19 protein-coding genes are annotated in these 18,784 nt (G+C 65.7%); 13 read left to right on the forward strand and 6 right to left on the reverse strand.

What is annotated here, in order from left to right:
* The first annotated feature begins 3 nt into the window (after nt 1–3).
* The 5 genes from AC07OH_RS06255 to AC07OH_RS06275 are packed head-to-tail and all read left to right on the forward strand — an operon-like array spanning nt 4 to nt 4,871.
* A complete protein-coding gene (locus AC07OH_RS06255; RefSeq protein ID WP_495299976.1) occupies nt 4–777 on the forward strand; it encodes an SDR family NAD(P)-dependent oxidoreductase in 774 nt (257 codons plus the stop codon).
* Nucleotides 778–805: 28 nt separating this feature from the next.
* A complete protein-coding gene (locus AC07OH_RS06260; protein ID WP_495299977.1) occupies nt 806–1,777 on the forward strand; it encodes a Bug family tripartite tricarboxylate transporter substrate binding protein in 972 nt (323 codons plus the stop codon).
* 18 nt (nt 1,778–1,795) lie between these two features.
* Complete coding sequence (locus AC07OH_RS06265) at nt 1,796–2,983, forward strand: CaiB/BaiF CoA transferase family protein (RefSeq protein ID WP_495299978.1); 1,188 nt, start codon at nt 1,796–1,798, stop codon at nt 2,981–2,983.
* The gene (locus AC07OH_RS06270) at nt 2,974–3,750 is read left to right on the forward strand and encodes an enoyl-CoA hydratase/isomerase family protein (RefSeq protein ID WP_495299979.1); all 777 of its coding nucleotides are present in this window, start codon (nt 2,974–2,976) and stop codon (nt 3,748–3,750) included. The genes AC07OH_RS06265 and AC07OH_RS06270 overlap by 10 nt, the downstream gene beginning before the upstream one ends.
* A 38-nt stretch (nt 3,751–3,788) precedes the next feature.
* Entirely contained in the window at nt 3,789–4,871 is a 1,083-nt protein-coding gene (locus AC07OH_RS06275; protein ID WP_495299980.1) for a phosphotransferase, read from the forward strand.
* A 39-nt stretch (nt 4,872–4,910) separates the two neighbouring features.
* Here AC07OH_RS06275 and AC07OH_RS06280 read toward each other — a convergent pair whose 3' ends face one another.
* From AC07OH_RS06280 to AC07OH_RS06290, 3 genes are read right to left on the reverse strand one after another with little or no spacing between them, the layout of a single operon-like run.
* A complete protein-coding gene (locus AC07OH_RS06280) occupies nt 4,911–5,390 on the reverse strand; it encodes a hypothetical protein (RefSeq protein ID WP_139702312.1) in 480 nt (159 codons plus the stop codon).
* A 36-nt stretch (nt 5,391–5,426) separates the two neighbouring features.
* Nucleotides 5,427–5,825 carry a GlcG/HbpS family heme-binding protein gene (locus AC07OH_RS06285; protein ID WP_495299981.1) on the reverse strand — a complete coding sequence of 133 codons (399 nt, stop codon included), beginning with the start codon at nt 5,823–5,825 and terminating at the stop codon, nt 5,427–5,429.
* Entirely contained in the window at nt 5,818–6,594 is a 777-nt protein-coding gene (locus AC07OH_RS06290) for an SDR family oxidoreductase (protein ID WP_062482489.1), read from the reverse strand. Before AC07OH_RS06290 ends, AC07OH_RS06285 begins: the two co-directional genes overlap by 8 nt.
* Nucleotides 6,595–6,677: 83 nt before the next feature.
* Between AC07OH_RS06290 and AC07OH_RS06295 the strand changes: the two genes are divergently transcribed.
* The 8 genes from AC07OH_RS06295 to AC07OH_RS06330 all read left to right on the forward strand — a co-directional run bounded on the left by AC07OH_RS06295 (nt 6,678) and on the right by AC07OH_RS06330 (nt 15,790).
* Nucleotides 6,678–7,613 (forward strand): LysR family transcriptional regulator, encoded by a 936-nt coding sequence (locus AC07OH_RS06295; protein WP_495299982.1) that lies wholly within the window; start codon nt 6,678–6,680, stop codon nt 7,611–7,613.
* A gap of 388 nt (nt 7,614–8,001) precedes the next feature.
* A complete protein-coding gene (locus AC07OH_RS06300; protein WP_159276182.1) occupies nt 8,002–8,808 on the forward strand; it encodes an ABC transporter ATP-binding protein in 807 nt (268 codons plus the stop codon).
* Nucleotides 8,805–9,518 (forward strand): ABC transporter ATP-binding protein, encoded by a 714-nt coding sequence (locus AC07OH_RS06305; protein WP_495299983.1) that lies wholly within the window; start codon nt 8,805–8,807, stop codon nt 9,516–9,518. The genes AC07OH_RS06300 and AC07OH_RS06305 overlap by 4 nt, the downstream gene beginning before the upstream one ends.
* Before the next feature lie 2 nt (nt 9,519–9,520).
* Nucleotides 9,521–10,399, forward strand: coding sequence for a branched-chain amino acid ABC transporter permease (locus AC07OH_RS06310; protein ID WP_495299984.1), 879 nt, complete (start codon nt 9,521–9,523; stop codon nt 10,397–10,399).
* Entirely contained in the window at nt 10,396–11,415 is a 1,020-nt protein-coding gene (locus tag AC07OH_RS06315; RefSeq protein ID WP_495299985.1) for a branched-chain amino acid ABC transporter permease, read from the forward strand. Before AC07OH_RS06310 ends, AC07OH_RS06315 begins: the two co-directional genes overlap by 4 nt.
* Nucleotides 11,412–12,641, forward strand: a complete 1,230-nt coding sequence (locus AC07OH_RS06320) for an ABC transporter substrate-binding protein (protein WP_495299986.1) — start codon at nt 11,412–11,414, stop codon at nt 12,639–12,641. The genes AC07OH_RS06315 and AC07OH_RS06320 overlap by 4 nt, the downstream gene beginning before the upstream one ends.
* A gap of 23 nt (nt 12,642–12,664) precedes the next feature.
* Nucleotides 12,665–14,137, forward strand: a complete 1,473-nt coding sequence (locus tag AC07OH_RS06325) for an aldehyde dehydrogenase (RefSeq protein ID WP_495299987.1) — start codon at nt 12,665–12,667, stop codon at nt 14,135–14,137.
* 39 nt (nt 14,138–14,176) lie between these two features.
* The gene (locus AC07OH_RS06330; protein WP_495299988.1) at nt 14,177–15,790 is read left to right on the forward strand and encodes a GMC family oxidoreductase; all 1,614 of its coding nucleotides are present in this window, start codon (nt 14,177–14,179) and stop codon (nt 15,788–15,790) included.
* Nucleotides 15,791–15,990: 200 nt separating this feature from the next.
* Here the strand turns inward: AC07OH_RS06330 and AC07OH_RS06335 are convergent, their stop codons facing one another.
* From AC07OH_RS06335 to AC07OH_RS06345, 3 genes are all read right to left on the reverse strand, one after another.
* Nucleotides 15,991–16,788 (reverse strand): Crp/Fnr family transcriptional regulator, encoded by a 798-nt coding sequence (locus AC07OH_RS06335; protein WP_492683375.1) that lies wholly within the window; start codon nt 16,786–16,788, stop codon nt 15,991–15,993.
* Nucleotides 16,789–17,063: 275 nt separating this feature from the next.
* Complete coding sequence (locus tag AC07OH_RS06340) at nt 17,064–17,996, reverse strand: electron transfer flavoprotein subunit alpha/FixB family protein (protein WP_495299989.1); 933 nt, start codon at nt 17,994–17,996, stop codon at nt 17,064–17,066.
* 13 nt (nt 17,997–18,009) lie between these two features.
* The gene (locus AC07OH_RS06345; protein ID WP_495299990.1) at nt 18,010–18,759 is read right to left on the reverse strand and encodes an electron transfer flavoprotein subunit beta/FixA family protein; all 750 of its coding nucleotides are present in this window, start codon (nt 18,757–18,759) and stop codon (nt 18,010–18,012) included.
* Between the last annotated feature and the right edge of the window lie 25 nt (nt 18,760–18,784).

Below are 18,784 nucleotides of genomic sequence, written 5' to 3' on the forward strand. Positions count from 1 at the left end.
GTGATGACAGACCACATCATCCCCAACGAGCTGACCGGCCTGACCGCCATCGTGACGGGCGGCGCCCGGGGCATCGGCCTGGGCATCGCCCGAAGCCTGGCCGAGGCCGGATGCCGCATTGCGCTGTGGGACATTGACGCAGACGCACTCCATGCCGCGACCGAACAGCTCATGGCAGAGGGCGCTGAGGTGTCCGCGCGTCGCGTGAGCGTGACGTCGCCAGAGGACGTCCAGGCCGCCAGCGCCGAGCTGCTGGAGCGCAACGGGCGCATCGACGTGCTCGTCAACAACGCGGGCATCGGCGGCGACAAGCTCGTCACGAAGATGGAGCTCGACTTCTGGCAGCGTGTCATCGAGACCAACCTGACCTCGCAATTCATCTGCTGCAAGGCGGTGCTTCCGACGATGGTCGCGCAGAAGTTCGGCCGAATCATCAACCTGTCTTCGCGCGCCTGGCTGGGCAACCGCGGCCAAGCCAGCTACTCGGCGTCCAAGGGCGGCGTCGTCAGCCTGACCCGCAGCCTGGCGCTGGAGTTCGCGCGCAGCGGCGTCACGGCCAATGCCATTGCGCCGGGGATCGTGGAAACCCCGCTGTTCGGCACGCTCGCGGCCCAGGCCCAGGAAGACCTGAAGCGCACCGTTCCCATGCAGCGCATCGGCCAGGCCGAAGATGTCGCCAACGCGGTGCGCTTTTTCGCTTCGCCCGCATCCAGCTATGTGACGGGGCAGGTGTTGTACGTGTGCGGCGGGCGCAGCCTGAGCAGCGCATCGGTCTGACACCGGCCTCACAAGGAAAGGAGACAACATGAAAAGAAGAGAGTTCACGTTGGCAGCCGCCGCCGCGCTGCTGGCACCGGCAGCGTCCGTGCGGGCAGACAACTATCCGTCGAAGCCCGTGCGCCTGATCGTGCCGTATCCGCCCGGTGGTGGCACCGACACCGTGGCTCGCGCCGTGTTCGAGCGTGTCGCCACGCTCATGGGACAGCCCTTCGTGGTGGACAACAAGGCCGGCGCGGGCACCACCATCGGCCTGGGCGAGCTGGCGCGGTCCCGCCCCGATGGCTACACCGTCGGCGTCGGCGGCACCAGCGACCCGCTGCTGCCCCTTCTGTACGACAGGCTGGCGTTCAATCCCTCGGCCGACCTGGCCTTCGTGGCCACGCTGGCGACCGTGCCGATCGTGCTGGCTGCCGGCCCGAGCATTCCTGCCAAGACCCTGCAGGAACTGCTCGCCGCCGGGCGCGCAAAGGGGGCGCAACCCCTGGCCTATGCCTCGCCCGGGACCGCCTCGCCGCACCATCTGGCAGGCATCTACCTGGGCGAGATGGCGGGCCTTCCGCTGGTGCATGTGCCATACAAGGGCACCTCGCAGGCGCTGACCGATCTGGTCGGAGGTCACGTGCCGCTCGCCATGCTGGGCCTGCCTTCGGCCTTGCCGTTCGCACGCCAGGGCAAGCTGAAGATCCTCGGCGTCGCGACCGCGCAGCGCTCCGCCCTGGCGCCCGAGATCCCCACGATCAGCGAGAGCGGGGTGCCGGGCTTCAATGCCGGTTACTGGTGGCATGTGACCGTGCCGACCGGCACGCCCCAAGCGGTCATCGCGCAGCTGCGCGATGCCGTGGACAAGACGCTGCGCACCCCGGCGCTGACCGAGTCCCTGCTCAAGAGCGGCTTCGAGCCGATGCTGCTGTCGCCCGCCGAGGCGGAGAAGGCACTCAGGGAGGACACCGCCAAGTGGACGAAGGTGATCCGCGCGAACAACCTTCGCGGCGGCTGACCGAGGAGACGAACCGACATGCTTGGAGACTCCCTCAACGGCATCCGCGTCATCGACTTCACCCAGGTCGCCGCAGGACCGGTGTGCACGCAGACACTCGCCGACCTCGGCGCGGATGTCGTCAAGATAGAGACGCCCACGGGCGAGCTATGCCGCGCCTTGGCGCCCTTCGTCCAGGGGCAGAGCCTCGGATTCATGGCGCTCAACGGCAACAAGCGCAGCGTGGCGCTCGACCTCAAGAATCCGCAGCAGCGCGAAGCGGCGCTCCAGCTCGCCGCCGACGCGGACGTGGTGGTCGAGAGCTTCCGTCCCGGCGTGATGCAGCGGCTCGGGCTGGGCTACGAGGATGTGCGGCAACGCAATCCGGGCGTCATCTATTGCTCCGTCTCCGCTTACGGGCAGGAGGGGACGTGGCAGCACAAGCCAGGCGTTGATGGCGTGCTGCAGGCGGTCTCCGGCCTGATGAGCGTGACGGGCTTGCCGGAGGCGCCACCATGCAAGGTGCAGGTGCCGGTCGTCGACATGGTGACCGGCTACGTCGCCGCCATCGGCGTGCTGGGAGCGCTGGCGCGGCGCCGACGTGAGGGAGAGGGCGATCGCGAAGGCCAATGGATCGACGCCAGCATGTTCGCGTCCGCCATCGCGTTGCAGCAGATGAGTTTCGCCAGCTACTTCGCCGACGGGGTTCCCCCGGCGCGCATCGGCAGCGCCGCGCCCTATGCCGCGCCCAACGAGGCGCTGCGTTGTGCGGATGGCTGGATCATGCTTGCCGCCTACCACCCGTCGCGCTGGGAGGCGCTGTGCGGTGTCCTCGAATGCCCCGGGTTGCTGACCGACCCACGCTTTCGCGAACTGTCGGGCCGCATTGCGCACCGTCGCGAGCTGGTGCAGTTGCTGGAAGAGCGCATGACGCGCCGCCCGCGCGCCGAATGGCTGAAGCGCTTCGAGGCGGTGGACATCATCTGCGCGCCGATCAACGACTACTCGGAAGTCATCGCCTCGCCGGCATTCACGGATGCGAGGTTGTCCGAGACGGTACGCCATCCGATTGCTGGCGAACTGACCCTGCCCGGGACGCCGTTGCGCGCGGTGGGCGAGGTGCCGCGCGCCCGACGTCCCGCGCCGCTCGTGGGCGAGCACACCCGCGAGGTGTTGCGTGCCGCCGGGATCGCTCACGACGACGAAGGAGACACGACATGCCTGTGACGCTCGAGGTGCGCGATTTCATTGCCACCGTGACCCTGAATCGCCCGGAAGCGATGAACGCGATCGACCCGGAGTCCGCCGCGCAGTTGCACGAAGCCTGGAACGAGATATCGGTCCGCAAGGACGTGCGGGTCGGCATTCTCACGGGAGCGGGCGAACGGGCCTTCTGTACCGGCGCCGATCTGAAGAAGACCATGCCGCCCGCAGAGAGCTTTGCTGAACTGCATTTCGGTTCGCGGGCCAGCCTTCCGCCGGTCTCGACCCTGCAGACGCCCAAGCCGATGATCGCGGCGATCAACGGCTTCGCGTTGGGAGGCGGGCTCGAGATGGCGATGCTCTGCGACATCCGGATCGCTGCGAGCACCGCGGTATTCGGCCTGCCGGAGGTCTGCATCGGGAGCATCCCGGCCGGCGGTGGTACGCAGCGCATCGTGCGCGCGGTGGGCCAGTCGGACGCGATGCTGCTGCTGTTGACCGGCGAGCGCATCGACGCCCAGGAGGCGTTGCGCATTGGCCTGGTTAGCCGGGTGGTTGCGCCACCGGATCTCGCGGCGGCTGCGCGGTCGATCGCGCAGCGCATCGCCTCGAATGCACCCCTGGCCGTGGTCACTGCCAAGAGGCTCGCCCAGGTCGGCCGCGAGTTGCCGTTGACGGCCGGCCTCGAATTGGAGCAGCAGAGCTTCGGCAACCTGCGCGATTCCGACGATCGGATCGAAGGGCGCCGTGCCTTCGCCGAAAAGCGCGCGCCGAGCTTTCAGGGGCGTTGAGCCGCACGAGCTGCGCCGACCAAGACCATTGGAGAGACATGACCCAGGACGCCAAGAATTTCGCCGGCACACGTGCCATTTCCCCGCAGCATCGATTCGATGTGAACGCGCTCGCTGCCTGGCTCGAAAGCAACCTCGAAGGTTTCACCGGCCCCCTCGCGGTAGAGATGTTCAAGGGCGGGCAATCCAACCCAACTTACAAACTGGTGACGCCCACGCGAAGCTACGTGATGCGCGCCAAGCCGGGCCCCGCGGCGAAGCTGCTGCCTTCTGCGCATGCGGTGGAGCGTGAGTTCAAGGTCATGAGCGGCCTTGCCGGTACCGCCGTGCCGGTGCCGCGCGTGTACTGCCTGTGCGAAGACGAGTCGGTCATCGGCCGTGCGTTCTGCATCATGGAGTTCGTCCAGGGCCGCGTGCTGTGGGACCAGTCTCTGCCAGGCATGAGCAACGTTGAGCGCGCAGCGATCTACGACGAGATGAACCGCGTGATCGCCGCCCTGCATGCGGTGAAGTTCGCGGAGCACGGCCTCGCCGATTTCGGAAGGCCCGGCAACTATGTCGAGCGCCAGATCGGCCGCTGGAGCAAGCAGTACGTTGCATCCGCCACTCAGGAGATTCCCGAGATGGACCGGTTGATGGCCTGGTTGCCGGCGCACGTGCCCGAAAGCGCTCGCGATGAACGGATGGTCTCGATCGCGCACGGCGACTTCCGCCTCGACAACCTGATCTTCCACCCCACCGAGCCACGTGCGATCGCCGTGCTTGACTGGGAGTTGTCCACGCTCGGCCATCCGCTCGCGGACTTCAGCTACCACTGCATGTCGTGGCACATCACGCCCCGGATGTTTCGCGGCATCGGCGGACTCGACCTGGAGCGCCTGGGCATTCCGACCGAGAGCGATTACATCCGCAGGTACTGCGATCGCACCGGCATCACGACGCCCGAGGCGCTGGCGCCCGATTGGAATTTCTACCTGGCCTACAACCTGTTCCGCATGGCGGCGATCCTGCAGGGCATCGCCAAGCGGGTCGAGGCGGGCACGGCGTCGAGCGCGCAGGCCGAGGCCGGGGGTGTGCGGCCGATGGCTGAACTGGCGTGGCGTTTCGCGCAGCGGGCCTGAGCACGATGGCGGCCTGCTGGACTCCTTGCCCGTACGGGTTCAGAGCGACTGCAGCCAGGAGAGGTAGCCGGCAGCTCGCCGTTCCGCGCTGCCGTCGAGAAGGAAGATCATTGCCGCCTGCACCGCAAGACCAGCTCCCGCGCCTTGCCAGACGGAGCTCTGCGGCGCCAGGATGACGAGCAGGATCCCGGCTGCGGCGAGCGCGAACTCGATCCAGCGATTCCTCGCAAATTCGTTCATGACGACCTGCATGCGAGGAATTTCCTCGATGCCCAGGCGCACCCGCTCGTTCGCGACGATGTGCTGGACGCGCGCGAGGTCTTGCGGGCTGCGCCACCAGACGGAGCCGCCGACACCCAGCTGGACCAGCGCCGCCAAGACAAGCGGGCCCGCCGCACCGCGCCAGAACGCGCTGTGGCGCCAGGTCCATGCGGCCACGGCGATCGCGGTCACCGCGACGGCGACGAACATCAGGCCACCCCATCGCTCCGCATGGAAGTAGGTCTCGGCCGTGTTCATCCGAAGGTCCGGCGCGGGGAGGCGCTGCATCACGCCTCAGGCCACGGCCGCTCTGGCGAGGGCGGCGTCCTGTTCCGGCGTTCCACCGGACACCCCGAGCGCTCCGGTCAGTGCCCCCTCCGCGTCGAAGATCGGCAGGCCGCCGCCCATCAACAGCAGGCCCCCTGCATGGACGTGGTCGAAGTGCGGGACCGGGGCTCCTACCTGCGGCGGTGCGTTCAGCGATTCGCTGGGCATGCGGAACATCACCGACGCGCGCGCCTTGGCCAGCGCCAGTTCGTTCGACGCCAGCCATGCATCGTCCATGCGCGAGAAGGTCACGAGGTTGGCGCCGCGATCCAGGATCGCGAACACCGCATTGAGGCCTGCATCCTTGGCCGCCTGGCGGCCGCGGGCCACGATGCGATGCGCCTCGTCGATGGCGATGTCAGGCATTCTGGGTCCACTCCGTCTCCTGCCATTGCTTGGCCACGTCGACGGTCGCGAACGGGCGCATCGTGCGATACAGGTGTTCCTTGGCGGGGATGATCTCGACCATCGCGTCGATCATTTCCTGCGGGTCTTCCTGGTTGGCCAGGCCTTCTGTGAAGTCGGGCATCGGAACGACCGCAGTCTTGGGGTCGTACCACTGGACATGGCTTTCCACGCCCGTGTCGTTGAACCCGGTGAGGAAGGCGCCCGGGTTGACGGTGGCCACCTTGACTCCGAAGGGCGCGAGCTCGACCTTCATCGAGCCGGCGATGGCCTCGATCGCGTGCTTGGTCGCGCAGTAGATGCCGAGGAACGGCACCACCAGGATGCCGCCCATGGACGAGGTCCACACCACCTTGCCGGCGCGGCGGGCCACCATCTTGGGCACGATGGCCTGGACCAGTTCGAGGTGCCCGAACACGTTGATGTCGAACGACTCGCGCGCCCGCTGCATCGGGATGTCGGTGATGGGCCCGGCCTCCATGACGCCGGCGTTGAGCACCAGCACGTCAGGATCGAAGGAACCCGCGTGGGCGATATCGATCTTGTCGAGCAGGTTGAGCTTGATCACCTCCAACTCGACGCCTGCTTCGGCCGCATCGGCACGCAGTTCGCGAACCTGCGGCCATGTTTCAGCGCCGGCCACCACCTTGTGGCCGAGCCGCGCCAATGCAATGGCCGTGCCGCGGCCGAAACCCGAGCTTGCGCCCGTCATCAAGATCTTCTGGGACATGAATGAGTACCTGCGAGTGAATCGTGCATTCAGTCTAGGAAGACCGTACGATCAAAACAATCCCATCAATTCTTGTTGTGCCGGTGAATCCCATTCATCAATTCAAGGGCTGTGACCTGCTCTCCCTGAATGTGTTCCTTGCCGTCGCGGCGCATGCCAGCTTTCGCGAGGCAGGAAAGGAACTCGGCATCACCGCATCCGCGGTGAGCCATTCCATCAAGGTGCTGGAGCAGCGCCTGTCGGTCAGGCTGCTCAACCGGACCACGCGCAGCGTGTCGCTGACCGATGCAGGGGAGCGATTGGCGGCCACGCTGCGGCCCGCACTCTCGTCAGTGGCCGGCGCCCTGCAGGAGATCGACAGCTTCGGCGGCATCCCGAGCGGCACCCTGCGGATCAATTCCAGCGAAGGCGCGGTCCGCCTGGTGCTGCAACCGGTGCTGGCACGCTTTCTGCGCGAGAACCCGCAGGTTCACCTCGACATCGTGTGCGACGGAAAGCTCAGCGACATCGTGGCCCACGGTTTCGATGCGGGCATCCGGCTGGCGGAGGCCGTTCCCCAGGACATGGTGTCGATCCGCGTGGGTGCGCCGGTGCGTTTCGCCGCGGTGGCTTCGCCGGGCTATCTGGCGGCACGTGGACGACCTGCCGTGCCGCAGGATCTGCATGGGCATGACTGCATCCGCTTCCGCTTCGACAGCGGCGCGATCTATCGCTGGGAGTTCGAGCGCCACGGGAATGCCGAGACCGTCAACGTCAACGGTCCGCTCACCCTGACCGACCAGCCCTTGATGGTCGATGCAGCCATCGACGGCATCGGCATCGCCTTCGTGCCCGATCACCTCGCAGCCAGCGCGCTGAGCGACGGGCGACTCGAGCGTGTGCTGGATGCGTGGTGCCCGGCATATCCAGGCCTGTGCCTCTACTACTCCGGCCACCGGCATGTTTCCAGCGCGTTGCGCGCGCTGATCGCGATGTTGCGCGAGGCGCTCCAGAACGACGTTCAGCACGAGCGCGCCTGAATTCGTGCGCGTGAGCGCAGGGCGCGCAGTCATCTGCGCAGCCACGATTTTTCCCAGCTGAATCCGCGGGCGAAGGGAACGCTCTCGGCATCTCCCTGGGGCGGAAGTCCCTCGTCATTTCAACGCGCCGAAGCCTTGCGTATCGCTGCACGAACGACACCCATGAACCCCGCGGCGTCGAGGGTGAAAAAGGGCAGGGTCGTTTCAATAGAACTAAAGACAAGGCAGATTATTTGTGCATTGTTCCAGCAGTGCGCGCGGCCTAAAGTTCCGGCACCGAACAACGAAGAGACAAGCTTTCTCTGCAAGGAGGAAGCCAACGCGAATGCAACCGGTGCATGTGGGCTTCCGCCTGCGAAGCCGTGCGCTGCGCGTGTGTGCGAATGCCATGAACCCTTCCCTGGAATCGATCACCCGGCCCGACCCGAACGCACCGCTGCTGCGTGTGCGCGACGTGGTCGTCAGGTTTGGCGGCATCGTCGCGCTCGATCAAGTGAGCTTCGATGTGCCCAAGCAGAAGATCGTTGGACTCATCGGGCCCAACGGCGCGGGAAAGACCACGCTGTTCAACTGCCTGAGCAGACTGTACGAGACCACTTCCGGCGGCATCGAACTCGACGGCCTTTCCATCCTGGACCTGCCGGCCCATGCGATGGCGGCACGCGGCATCGGACGCACGTTCCAGAACCTCGCGCTGTTCCCGAGTGCGACCGTGTTCGAGAACATCCTCATCGGCTGCCATACGCGCAAGCACGGCAATCTCCTGGCCGACATGCTCAGCCTGCGGCGCAGCCGGCAGGTCAACCGCGCAGCGGCTGCCGTGGCGAACGAACTGATCGCCTATCTGCGACTGGGCGACGTCGCGCACCGCAAGGTCGCGCAGCTGCCCTTCGGCACGCAGAAGCGCGTGGAGTTCGCGCGAGCGCTGGCGATGAAGCCCCGGCTGCTGCTGCTCGACGAGCCGGCTTGCGGCCTGAACCACGAAGAAGTCGAGGGCCTGGCCGAGCTCATCCGCGGGACGCAGCGTGACTTCGACCTGACGGTGTTGCTGGTGGAGCACCACATGGGCCTGGTGATGGGCATCTCGGACTGGATCGTTGCACTCAACTTCGGCCGCAGGATCGCCGCCGGGACACCTGCCCAGGTGCAGGCGAGCCCGGAGGTCATCGCGGCATACCTGGGGGAATCCAAATGACGCCGCTGCTGCAGGTGAAGAAGTTGTCCGCCTCCTACGGGGCCATCACGGTGCTGCACGGCATCGACCTCGACGTGATGCGCGGCAGCGTCACGGCGCTGCTTGGCGCCAACGGAGCGGGCAAGACGAGCGCGCTGAGAGCCATCTGCGGCCTGCTGACGCGCAAGGGTTCCATCGAGCTGGACGGCCGGTCGCTCACAGGCATGAGCACGGAGGACATCGCCCGCCTGGGCATCAGCCACGTGCCCGATGGGCGCGGCACCTTCACCCATCTGAGTGTCGAGGACAACCTGCGCCTGGGCGGGATCTTCCAGAAAGACAAGAAGCAACTGGCGTCCGACATCGAGCGGATGTACGCGTACTTCCCGATCCTCAAGGCGCGCCGCCTGCAGCAAGCCGGCCTGCTTTCGGGAGGGGAGCAACAGATGCTTGCCGTGGGCAGGGCTTTGATGTCGCACCCTCGCTTGCTGCTGCTCGACGAGCCGTCGTTTGGTCTGGCGCCCAAGGTTGTCGCGGAGATCTTCGCGATCTTCCGCCAGCTCAACGAGAAGGAGGGCCTGAGCATTCTGCTGGTCGAACAGAACGCAGCCCTGGCCCTCGACATCGCGCAGGAGGCCTACCTGATCGAGACCGGCCGCATCGTCTTCTCGGGTTGCGCCGCCAGCGTGCAGAACAACGAAGACATCCGTCGCGCATACCTGGGAGGCTGAACATGGAACTGCTCGTTCAACAGGTCACCGCCGGTCTTGCGACCGGTGCCATCTATGCCTGCGTCGCGCTGGCGATCGTCATGATCTACCGGGCCATCGGCCACGTGAATTTCGCGCAGGGCGAGATGGCCATGGTCTCGACCTACCTGGCCTGGCAGCTCATCGAGTTCGGACTGCCGTACTGGCTGGCCTTCGTGCTGACGCTGGTGCTGTCCTTCGTGCTGGGCGCCATGGTCCAGCACCTGCTCATCCGCCGGATCCGCAACGCATCGGACATCAACCAGATCATCGTCTTCATCGGCGTGCTGCTGGTGCTCAACAGTGTGGCCGGGTTCATCTGGAGCTACACCGTCAAGCCGTTTCCTTCGCCCTTCGGAACGGCACCTTTCATGGGCAGCCCTCTGGCCAGCGCGCACCAGGTGGGAATGATCGGCGTGATCCTCGTCGTGCTGCTGCTGCTGTTCCTGTTCTTCCGCTTCACCCGCACCGGTCTGGCGATGCGCGCGGCGGTGAGCAATCCGAACTCCGCGCGGCTGCTGGGCATCCGGGTCAAGGCGCTCGAAGCGCTGGGGTGGGGCATGGCCGCCAGCATCGGGGCCATCGCGGGCATCCTGGTGGCGCCCATCGTTTTTCTCGAACCGAACATGATGGCCGGCATCGTCATCTACGGCTTTGCAGGTGCCGTGCTCGGCGGCTTGAACAGCCTGCTCGGCGCGCTGGTCGGCGGGCTGCTTCTGGGCGTGCTGGAAAACCTCATCAGCACCTTCGTTCCGGTCGTCGGCGGGGAGCTGAAGTCCACCATCGCACTGATCGCGATCGTGGTCGTGCTTCTGGTCCGTCCGCAGGGCCTCATCGGCAAGCCAACAACGCACAGGGTATGACCGCTTCATCCAACTCCCGCTCCCCAGCCGGCCGGTACGGCCCTGTGATCGCGATCCTCATTGCTGTTCTGGTGCCCGTGCTGGCGAAGGACTTCCTCGTCTTCCAGGCCACGCAACTGATGGTCTATGCCATTGCCATCATGGGCTTGAACATTCTGGTCGGCATCAACGGGCAGCTCTCGCTGGGGCATGGCGCTTTCTATGCATTGGGCGCCTACACCGTCGCCATCCTCATGGACGGCTACGGAATGTCCTATGGGTGGGCGCTGCCCGCCGCGGCGTTGATCACCTTCGCCGCGGGCTTTGCCTTCGGACTGCCGGCGCTTCGCCTGGAGGGCATCTACCTCGCGCTGGCCACTTTCACGCTCGCCATTGCGCTGCCTCAGATCCTGAAGCTGTCGGTGCTCGACCCGTGGACCGGCGGCGTGCAGGGCATCTCCATCGCGAAGCCGGAGGCGCCGGCTTTCCTGCCGCTCAATGCGGACCAGTGGCTGTATGTGCTGACCCTGGCCATCACGTGTCTTGTCTACTGGCTGGCCCGCAACCTCATCGGCAGCAGGACGGGCCGGGCGCTCACGGCCGTGAAGGACAACGCGCTGGCCGCGCGCACGATGGGCATCAACGTGGCGCTCTACAAGACGCTGGCGTTTTCCGTCAGCGCCTGCTTCACCGGCATTGCGGGGGCTCTCAGCGCGATCGTCGTCCAGTACGTCTCGCCGGACAGCTTCAGCTTCTATCTGTCGGTGGCCATCCTGGTCGGGCTGGTGGTCGGCGGCGTCGGATGGCTGCCGGGCGCTTTTCTCGGTGCCGCCTTCATCCTCTTCGTGCCCAACATCGCCGAGGGCGTGTCCAAGGGCCTGTCGGGCGCCGTCTACGGCGTGCTGCTCATCGCACTCATCGTGCTGCGTCCCGGCGGCTCGGCAGGGTTCGGCGCCGCCTGGCGCGGACTGCTTTCACGCACCGGGCGCACGACGCGCCAGATATCGCTTTCACAAGAAAAGGAGACAGGATCTTGAACACGCACACGCGCTTTTCCAGAAGAACCGGCCTCACGGCCCTGGCCGCACTGCTGATAGGGGGGCCGCTGACCGGACGGGCTCAGAAACGATACGGCCCCGGCGTCACCGACACCGAGATCAAGATCGGCAACACCAGCCCTTACAGCGGCCCGGGGTCGGCCTACGGCGCGATCGCGAAGATGCATGCGGCGTACTTCAGGATGATCAACGAGAAGGGCGGGGTCAACGGCCGCCGGATCAACTACCTTTCCTACGACGATGCATTGAGCCCACCCAAGACCGTCGAGCAGACGCGCAAGCTGGTCGAACAGGACCAGGTGCTCGCCGTGTTCAATTCGGTCGGCACCGCGGCCAACCTGGCGGTCCAGAAGTACCTGAACAACAAGAAGGTGCCGCAGCTCATGATCGGCGCCGGCTCGACGCGGCTGATTGATCCGAAGACCTTCCCCTGGACCATCGGCTGGCAGCCGACGTACCACAGCGAAGGCGCGATCTACGCGAAGCACATCCTGGCCAACATTCCCGATGCGCGGGTCGCCATCCTGTCGCAGAACGACGATTTCGGTCGCGACTATCTCGGCGGCCTCAAGGCGGGATTCGGCGACAAGGCCAGGAGCCTGATCGTCTCGGAGACCACCTACGAGCCCACGGACGCCACCGTCGACTCGCAGATCCTCAAGATGAAGGCTTCGGGTGCCAACGTCCTGGTGAACATCACCACGCCGAAGTTCGCCGCCCAGACCATCAAGAAGGTGGCCGAGATCGGCTGGAAGCCGACGCACTTCCTGACCAGCATCTCGATCTCGATGGGCGCCGTGATGCGGCCCGCGGGCCTGGAGAACGGGCAGGGGATCATCAGCGCGGCCTACCTGATGGAGGCGACCGACGACCGCTGGAAGGACTACCCCGAGATGCGGGAGTGGAACGCCTTCATGGACAAGTACCTGCCCGACGCCAACAAGGCCGACTGGATGAACGTCTTCGGCTATGTGGCTGCGCAGGCATTGGTGCATGTGCTGCAGCAGTGCGGCGACGACCTCTCGCGCGAGAACCTGATGAAGCAGGCCGCCAGCATGAAGAACGTGCGCTTCAAGCTGATGCTGCCGGGCATCTTCGCCAACAGCAGCGACAAGAACTTTTTCCCGGTGCGGCAGCTGCAGATGGTGCGCCTGAATGGCCAGAAATGGGAGCCGTTCGGCTCCGTCATGGGCAGCGACGAATAGACCACGGAATCCAGGAAAGAACCATGCACGACTACAAGATGCTCATCGACGGCCAATGGCTGGGCGCTCGTTCCGGCCAGACGCTCGACACAGAGAATCCCTACACCGGCAAACCCTGGGCCCGCATTCCCAAGGCGGCGCCCGAGGACGCGGATGTCGCCGTGCGCGCGGCCCACCGGGCCTTGAAGCAGGGGCCCTGGGGGGCGCTCACCGCCAGCGGGCGCGGCGCGCTGCTGCGCCGGCTGGGCGACCTGATCGCCGGCGAGGCCGAGGCACTGGCGCGCACCGAGGTCCGCGACAACGGCAAGCTCTTCGCCGAGATGCGCGCGCAGCTCAATGCCGTGGCGCACATGGCGCACTACTACGCGGGCCTGGCGGACAAGGTGGAGGGCAGCGTCCCGCCGCCCGACCGCAGCGGCATGTTCACCTACACGCGCCGCGAGCCCGTAGGGGTCGTCGTCTGCATCGCACCGTGGAATTCACCACTGGCTCTGCTCGCGTCGAAGGCCTTTCCCGCACTGGCCGCCGGCTGCACGGTCGTTGTCAAGCCGTCCGAGTACACCTCGGCTTCTTCGCTGGAGTTTTGTCGATTGTTCGAGCAGGCCGGCTTCCCGCCGGGTGTCGTGAACATCGTGACCGGTCTGGGTGCCGACCTGGGCGAAGCGCTGGTGACGCATGCACTGACGGCCAAGATCGCCTTCACCGGCGGCGAGGCGGCCGGTCAGCGCGTCAACGAATTGGCCGCGCGCGATTTCAAGAGCGTGACGATGGAGTTGGGTGGAAAGTCGCCCAACATCGTCTTCGACGATGCGAACCTGGATGACGCGGTGAACGGCGCAGTCGCGGGTATCTTCGGGGCCGCGGGCCAGACCTGCATCGCGGGCTCGCGCCTGCTCGTGCAGGAGAGCATCCACGACGCATTCGTCGAGCGACTCGTGGCGGTCGCCAAGGTCGCACGCCTGGGCGATCCGAACCTGCCTGACACCCAGATCGGTCCGATCGCGACCCGGCCCCAGTACGACAAGATCCTGAAGTACATCGAGATCGCGAAGAGCGAAGGCGGCCACTGCGTGCTGGGCGGACGCCCGAGCGCAGAGCTCGGCGGCCTGTTCGTCGAGCCGACGATCTTCACCCGCATCCACAACGGCATGCGCATCGCGCGCGAGGAGGTCTTCGGGCCCGTGCTGTCGATCCTCACCTTCAAGGACGAGCGCGAGGCGCTGGAGATCGCCAACGACACCTTCTACGGCCTGGCTTCGGGTGTCTGGACCCAGAACATGGGCCGGGCGTTCCGGATGGCCAACGCACTGGAGGCTGGGACGGTCTGGATCAACACCTACCGGGCGCTGGGCGTGCACATGCCGTTCGGCGGCTTCAAGCGCAGCGGGCTGGGGCGCGAGAACGGCCTGGAGGCCATCGAAGGCTACCTGCAGACGAAGAGCGTATGGCTCAACTACGACGCGCCGACCGCGAATCCGTTCGTGATGCGCATCTAGTGCCAGCCCAGCCCCAAGCCATCAGGAACAACGCCTCTCATGACACAGACAGAACAGTACGACTACATCATCGTCGGCGCGGGATCGGCGGGCTGCGTGCTCGCCAACCGGCTTTCGGAAGACGCTTCGAAAACGGTGCTGCTGCTCGAAGCCGGCCCCGAAGACCGCAGCATGTGGATGAAGATCCCCGCCGGGACGACCAAGGTCTTTCGGCCCAGCGCCGTCAACTGGGGCTACTTCACCGAGCCCGAACCGAACCTGCGCGGCCGGAAGATCTACTGGCCGCGCGGCAGGACGCTGGGCGGATCGAGCTCGATCAACGGCATGGTCTATCTGCGCGGCCATCCGGAGGACTACGACCAGTGGGCGCGCCTGGGCAATCCGGGCTGGGGATGGAACGACGTGGTGCCGTACTTTCGCAAGAGCGAAGATCAGCAGCACGGCGCCAGTGCACTGCATGGTGCCGGCGGCCCGCTGGCCGTGACCGACCCGGTCATCGACGACCCCGCTGGGCGGCTCTTCATCGAGTCGGCGATCAACACCGGCTCGCCCTTGCGCAAGGATTTCAACGACGGCGTGCAGGAAGGCGTTGGGCGGGCGCAAGTCACCGTGCGCGAGGGCCGCAGAAGCTCGACCTCCGCCGCCTTCCTGCACCCGGTGCGCGGGCGTGCCAACTTGCACGTCGCCGTCGAAGCGCTCGCCGAAAAAGTGGTGCTCGAAGGCAAGCGCGCCACAGGCGTGCGCTATTCGCAGCGCGGCGTCAGCAAGCTCGCCACGGCCCGTTGCGAGGTCATCCTGTGCGGCGGCGTGATCAATTCACCGCAGCTTCTCATGCTCTCGGGCATCGGCCCGGCGGCACATCTGCGCGAGCACGGCATCGACATTGCGCTGGACTTGCCGGGCGTGGGCGAGAACCTCCAGGACCATCTCTATGTGTACTACGTGGCGAAGTGCGAGAAGTCCATCTCCCTGAACCACAAGCTATCGGGACCGAACCTTTACGTCGAGGCGATGAAGTACTTCGCGAACCGCAGCGGCTACCTGAACATCGGCGCGGTCCAGGCGACTGCGTTTGCCCGCGTCGGGCCGCAGGCCACCCGACCCGATGTGGAGGTCAGCTTCCGGCCGATGAGCCTGAACATCAGCAAGAAGGGCGACATCGCGCTGGACAGCTTCCCGGGCATCAACGCCTCGTGCAGTTTGCTGCGTCCCCGGGCCCGCGGGCGCATTCGCCTGGCCAGCGCCAATCCGCGCGATTACCCGCGGATCCACGCCAACTACCTGGACAACGCAGAAGATCTGCAGGTGATGCGCGAGGGACTTCGCTGGATACGCAAGACCTTCGAGACCGAGCCGCTCTCGCGTTTCATCCAGAGCGAACACGCGCCGGGACATGCAGTCCAGTCGGACAGCGAGTGGGAGGATTTCATCCGCGACTCGGCTCAGTCCGTCTACCACCCGGTGGGCACCTGTGCGATGGGCAACGACGGCATGGCTGTACTGGATCACGAACTGCGAGTGCGCGGCATCGACGGCCTGCGCGTCGTGGATGCCTCCGTCATGCCTCGAATCACCTCTTCCAACACGAACGCGCCTGCGATCATGATTGGGGAAAAAGGCGCCGACATGATCCGCGCGACAGAGGGACGTTGACGCCAGATCCCCAACTGCCGAGAACTGGGTTCCTTCTTGCCCCTCGATGTCGTCGGTTGGCCGCCTGCACATCGGCGGCGCTGATGTGATCTTCGTCAGGGGCTTTGGACAGGACGGGTGGTTGTACCTCCGAAACTGGCCACTGGATCGGCGAAAGCGCTGGTGCCTGGTTGACTGCTCCGGGGCAGGGAGCGTTCAACTCACGCGTCGGCGAATCGGCCGGCGCGATAGCTCTGGCGTGAACTGCCTCTGCGTTCCGGTCGTCGTCCTTCGACACCCAGGGCATGCCTGTTGCAGATCACGAATCCTTCATGGTCGATCCGGATCGCACCCGCAAGCTCGAGCTGCTTCAACTCCCCATTGATGCGCTGACGCGAGCAGCCCACCAGTTGTGCAATCTGCTCCTGGGCCAGGCGAATGCCGATGCGCGTTTCGCCGACGTCGCAGCCCCGCGAGACACCATGTCGTCTTGCCAGGGAAGCGAGCTGGCGGGCGACGCGGGGGCGAAGCGGCAGTGATTTCACCGCATCCAGCGCCTCGTAGAGTTCGCGCACGTGCCTGGCCTGAAGACGCAGCACAGCGGCGCAAAGTTCGGCACTGGCTGCCATCAAGGCAGTGAACTCTGCCTGGTCGATCGACAGGATCGTCGTGGCCCCGAACGCGGTTGCTTCATGGGTCGAGGCGCCTCCATCGAAGAGGCCGGGTCCGGCAAACCAGACGCCGGGCTGCACGTAGGTCAGAACAAGCTTCTTGCCTGCGCGACCCGGGGAGGCGATCCGCACGGCGCCGCTGGCGCAAGCCAGCCATCCGCATGTCTTGGCGCCGTATGCACAGATCACCTCCTGCGGGTTGTACCTGCGAATCGCGCAATGGCGCAGCAGGTCGTGCCTCAGGGACGGCGAAAGCGAAGCGAACCATCGCCAATCGTTGATCGCGGCGCGCTCTTCCTGGGTCAGCGCAGGCTCGAATTTCATCGAGATGTTGTGGGATGGTTCCATTTCCGGTGTCTCCGGCAACAAGGTATGCCTGGATGGCGCTCGATCGCGCGCGTGGGCAGATGGCGCATGAGAGTCCAGGACCGTCACGCGCGGTCTCGCGCTGTCCGTTTTCCCCTGTGCTTGGTGTTTCACAAAGGGCGCGAGAGTCGCTTCAGTGGCGGGTAGGCGAAGCTCATGTCCAGGTGGCATGCGCACGGCTGGAGGCGACATGGCCTTGAAAGGGGGCGCTATGCGCGAGGGCGCGTGCGCTTGCCGCGGTTGCTGGGGGTCGGCATTCAGAGCGCCTTTGCGAGTTCCGGCACGGCCGTGAACAGGTCGGCCACGAGGCCGTAGTCGGCCACGCTGAAGATCGGCGCTTCTTCGTCCTTGTTGATCGCGACGATGACCTTCGAGTCCTTCATGCCGGCCAGATGCTGGATCGCACCCGAGATGCCCGCGGCGATGTACAGCTGCGGCGCGACGATCTTGCCGGTCTGGCCCACTTGCCAGTCGTTCGGGGCGTAGCCTGCATCGACAGCTGCGCGGCTGGCGCCCAGGCCTGCGTTCAGCTTGTCGGCCAGCGGGGCCATCACTTCGGTGAACTTCTCGGCGCTGCCCAGGGCACGGCCACCGGAGACGATGATCTTGGCGGCGGTCAATTCAGGACGCTCGCTCTTCGTGACTTCACGGCCGACGAAGGCGCTCTTGCCGCTGTCGGCGACGCCTTCAGCGGTTTCAACGGTGGCGCAGCCACCGGTGGCGGCTGCGGCGTCGAAGCCGGTCGTGCGCACGGTGATCACCTTGGTGGCGTCGGTGCTCTGCACGGTGGCGATGGCGTTACCGGCGTAGATCGGACGCTCGAAGGTGTCGGGGCTGTCGACCTTGGTGATGTCGGAGATCTGTGCCACGTCCAGCTTGGCAGCCACGCGCGGTGCGACGTTCTTGCCGTTGGCGGTCGAGGGGAACAGGATGTGGCTGTAGTTGCCGGCGATGGCCAGCACCTGGGCTGCGACGTTCTCGGCGAGGTTCTCTGCCAGCGATGCGCAGTCGGCAGCGATCACCTTGGACACGCCGGCGATCTGCGCGGCGGCCTTGGCGGCTTCGGCGGCGTTGGCACCGGCCACGAGGACGTGGACGTCGCCACCGCAAGCCAGGGCTGCAGTCACGGTGTTGAGGGTGGCCGGCTTGATGCTGGCGTGGTCGTGTTCGGCAATGACGAGTGCGGTCATGTTCGTTTCTTCCTCAGATCACTTTGGCTTCGTTCTTGAGCTTGTCCACCAGGGTGGCGACGTCGGGCACCTTGATGCCGGTGCCGCGCTTGGGCGGTTCGCTGACCTTGAGGGTCTTCAGGCGGGGCTTCACGTCCACGCCCAGGTCTTCGGGCTTGAAGGTGTCCAGCTGCTTCTTCTTGGCCTTCATGATGTTGGGCAAGGTGACGTAGCGCGGCTCGTTCAGACGCAGGTCGGTCGTGATGACGGCCGGCAGCGTGAGCGTCAGGGTTTCCATGCCGCCGTCGACTTCGCGTGCGACGGTGACCTTGTCGGCTGCCAGGTCGACCTTCGAGGCGAAGGTGGCTTGGGGCAGGTCGGCCAGCGCAGCCAGCATCTGGCCCGTTTGATTGGCGTCGTCGTCGATGGCTTGCTTGCCCAGGATGATGAGAGACGGCTGCTCCTTGTCGACCAGTGCCTTGAGCAGCTTGGCCACGGCCAGCGGCTGCAGCTCTTCAGCGGTCTCGACCAGGATGCCGCGATCAGCACCGATGGCCATCGCGGTGCGCAGGGTTTCCTGGCACTTCGCATCACCGCATGACACAGCGATCACTTCCGTGACCAGGCCCTTTTCCTTCAGCCGCACCGCTTCTTCGACAGCGATCTCATCGAAGGGGTTCATGCTCATCTTGACGTTGGACAGGTCGATGCCCGACCCGTCGGCGCGGACCTGCGCCTTCACGTTCGCGTCCAGGACGCGCTTGATTGCCACCAGTGCTTTCAAATCATTTCTCCATCAGAGTGTGTTG

The sequence above is a fragment of the Variovorax sp. GW821-FHT10C12 genome, assembly GCF_059415405.1.

Bases quoted from the DNA above. Each gene is read 5' to 3' on its own strand.
- AC07OH_RS06255 (WP_495299976.1), top strand. From the start codon at position 4: ATGACAGACCACATCATCCCCAACGAGCTGACCGGCCTGACCGCCATC.
- AC07OH_RS06260 (WP_495299977.1), top strand. From the start codon at position 806: ATGAAAAGAAGAGAGTTCACGTTGGCAGCCGCCGCCGCGCTGCTGGCA.
- AC07OH_RS06265 (WP_495299978.1), top strand. From the start codon at position 1,796: ATGCTTGGAGACTCCCTCAACGGCATCCGCGTCATCGACTTCACCCAG.
- AC07OH_RS06270 (WP_495299979.1), top strand. From the start codon at position 2,974: ATGCCTGTGACGCTCGAGGTGCGCGATTTCATTGCCACCGTGACCCTG.
- AC07OH_RS06275 (WP_495299980.1), top strand. From the start codon at position 3,789: ATGACCCAGGACGCCAAGAATTTCGCCGGCACACGTGCCATTTCCCCG.
- AC07OH_RS06280 (WP_139702312.1), bottom strand. From the start codon at position 5,390: ATGAACACGGCCGAGACCTACTTCCATGCGGAGCGATGGGGTGGCCTG.
- AC07OH_RS06285 (WP_495299981.1), bottom strand. From the start codon at position 5,825: ATGCCTGACATCGCCATCGACGAGGCGCATCGCATCGTGGCCCGCGGC.
- AC07OH_RS06290 (WP_062482489.1), bottom strand. From the start codon at position 6,594: ATGTCCCAGAAGATCTTGATGACGGGCGCAAGCTCGGGTTTCGGCCGC.
- AC07OH_RS06300 (WP_159276182.1), top strand. From the start codon at position 8,002: ATGAACCCTTCCCTGGAATCGATCACCCGGCCCGACCCGAACGCACCG.
- AC07OH_RS06305 (WP_495299983.1), top strand. From the start codon at position 8,805: ATGACGCCGCTGCTGCAGGTGAAGAAGTTGTCCGCCTCCTACGGGGCC.
- AC07OH_RS06310 (WP_495299984.1), top strand. From the start codon at position 9,521: ATGGAACTGCTCGTTCAACAGGTCACCGCCGGTCTTGCGACCGGTGCC.
- AC07OH_RS06315 (WP_495299985.1), top strand. From the start codon at position 10,396: ATGACCGCTTCATCCAACTCCCGCTCCCCAGCCGGCCGGTACGGCCCT.
- AC07OH_RS06325 (WP_495299987.1), top strand. From the start codon at position 12,665: ATGCACGACTACAAGATGCTCATCGACGGCCAATGGCTGGGCGCTCGT.
- AC07OH_RS06330 (WP_495299988.1), top strand. From the start codon at position 14,177: ATGACACAGACAGAACAGTACGACTACATCATCGTCGGCGCGGGATCG.
- AC07OH_RS06335 (WP_492683375.1), bottom strand. From the start codon at position 16,788: ATGGAACCATCCCACAACATCTCGATGAAATTCGAGCCTGCGCTGACC.
- AC07OH_RS06340 (WP_495299989.1), bottom strand. From the start codon at position 17,996: ATGACCGCACTCGTCATTGCCGAACACGACCACGCCAGCATCAAGCCG.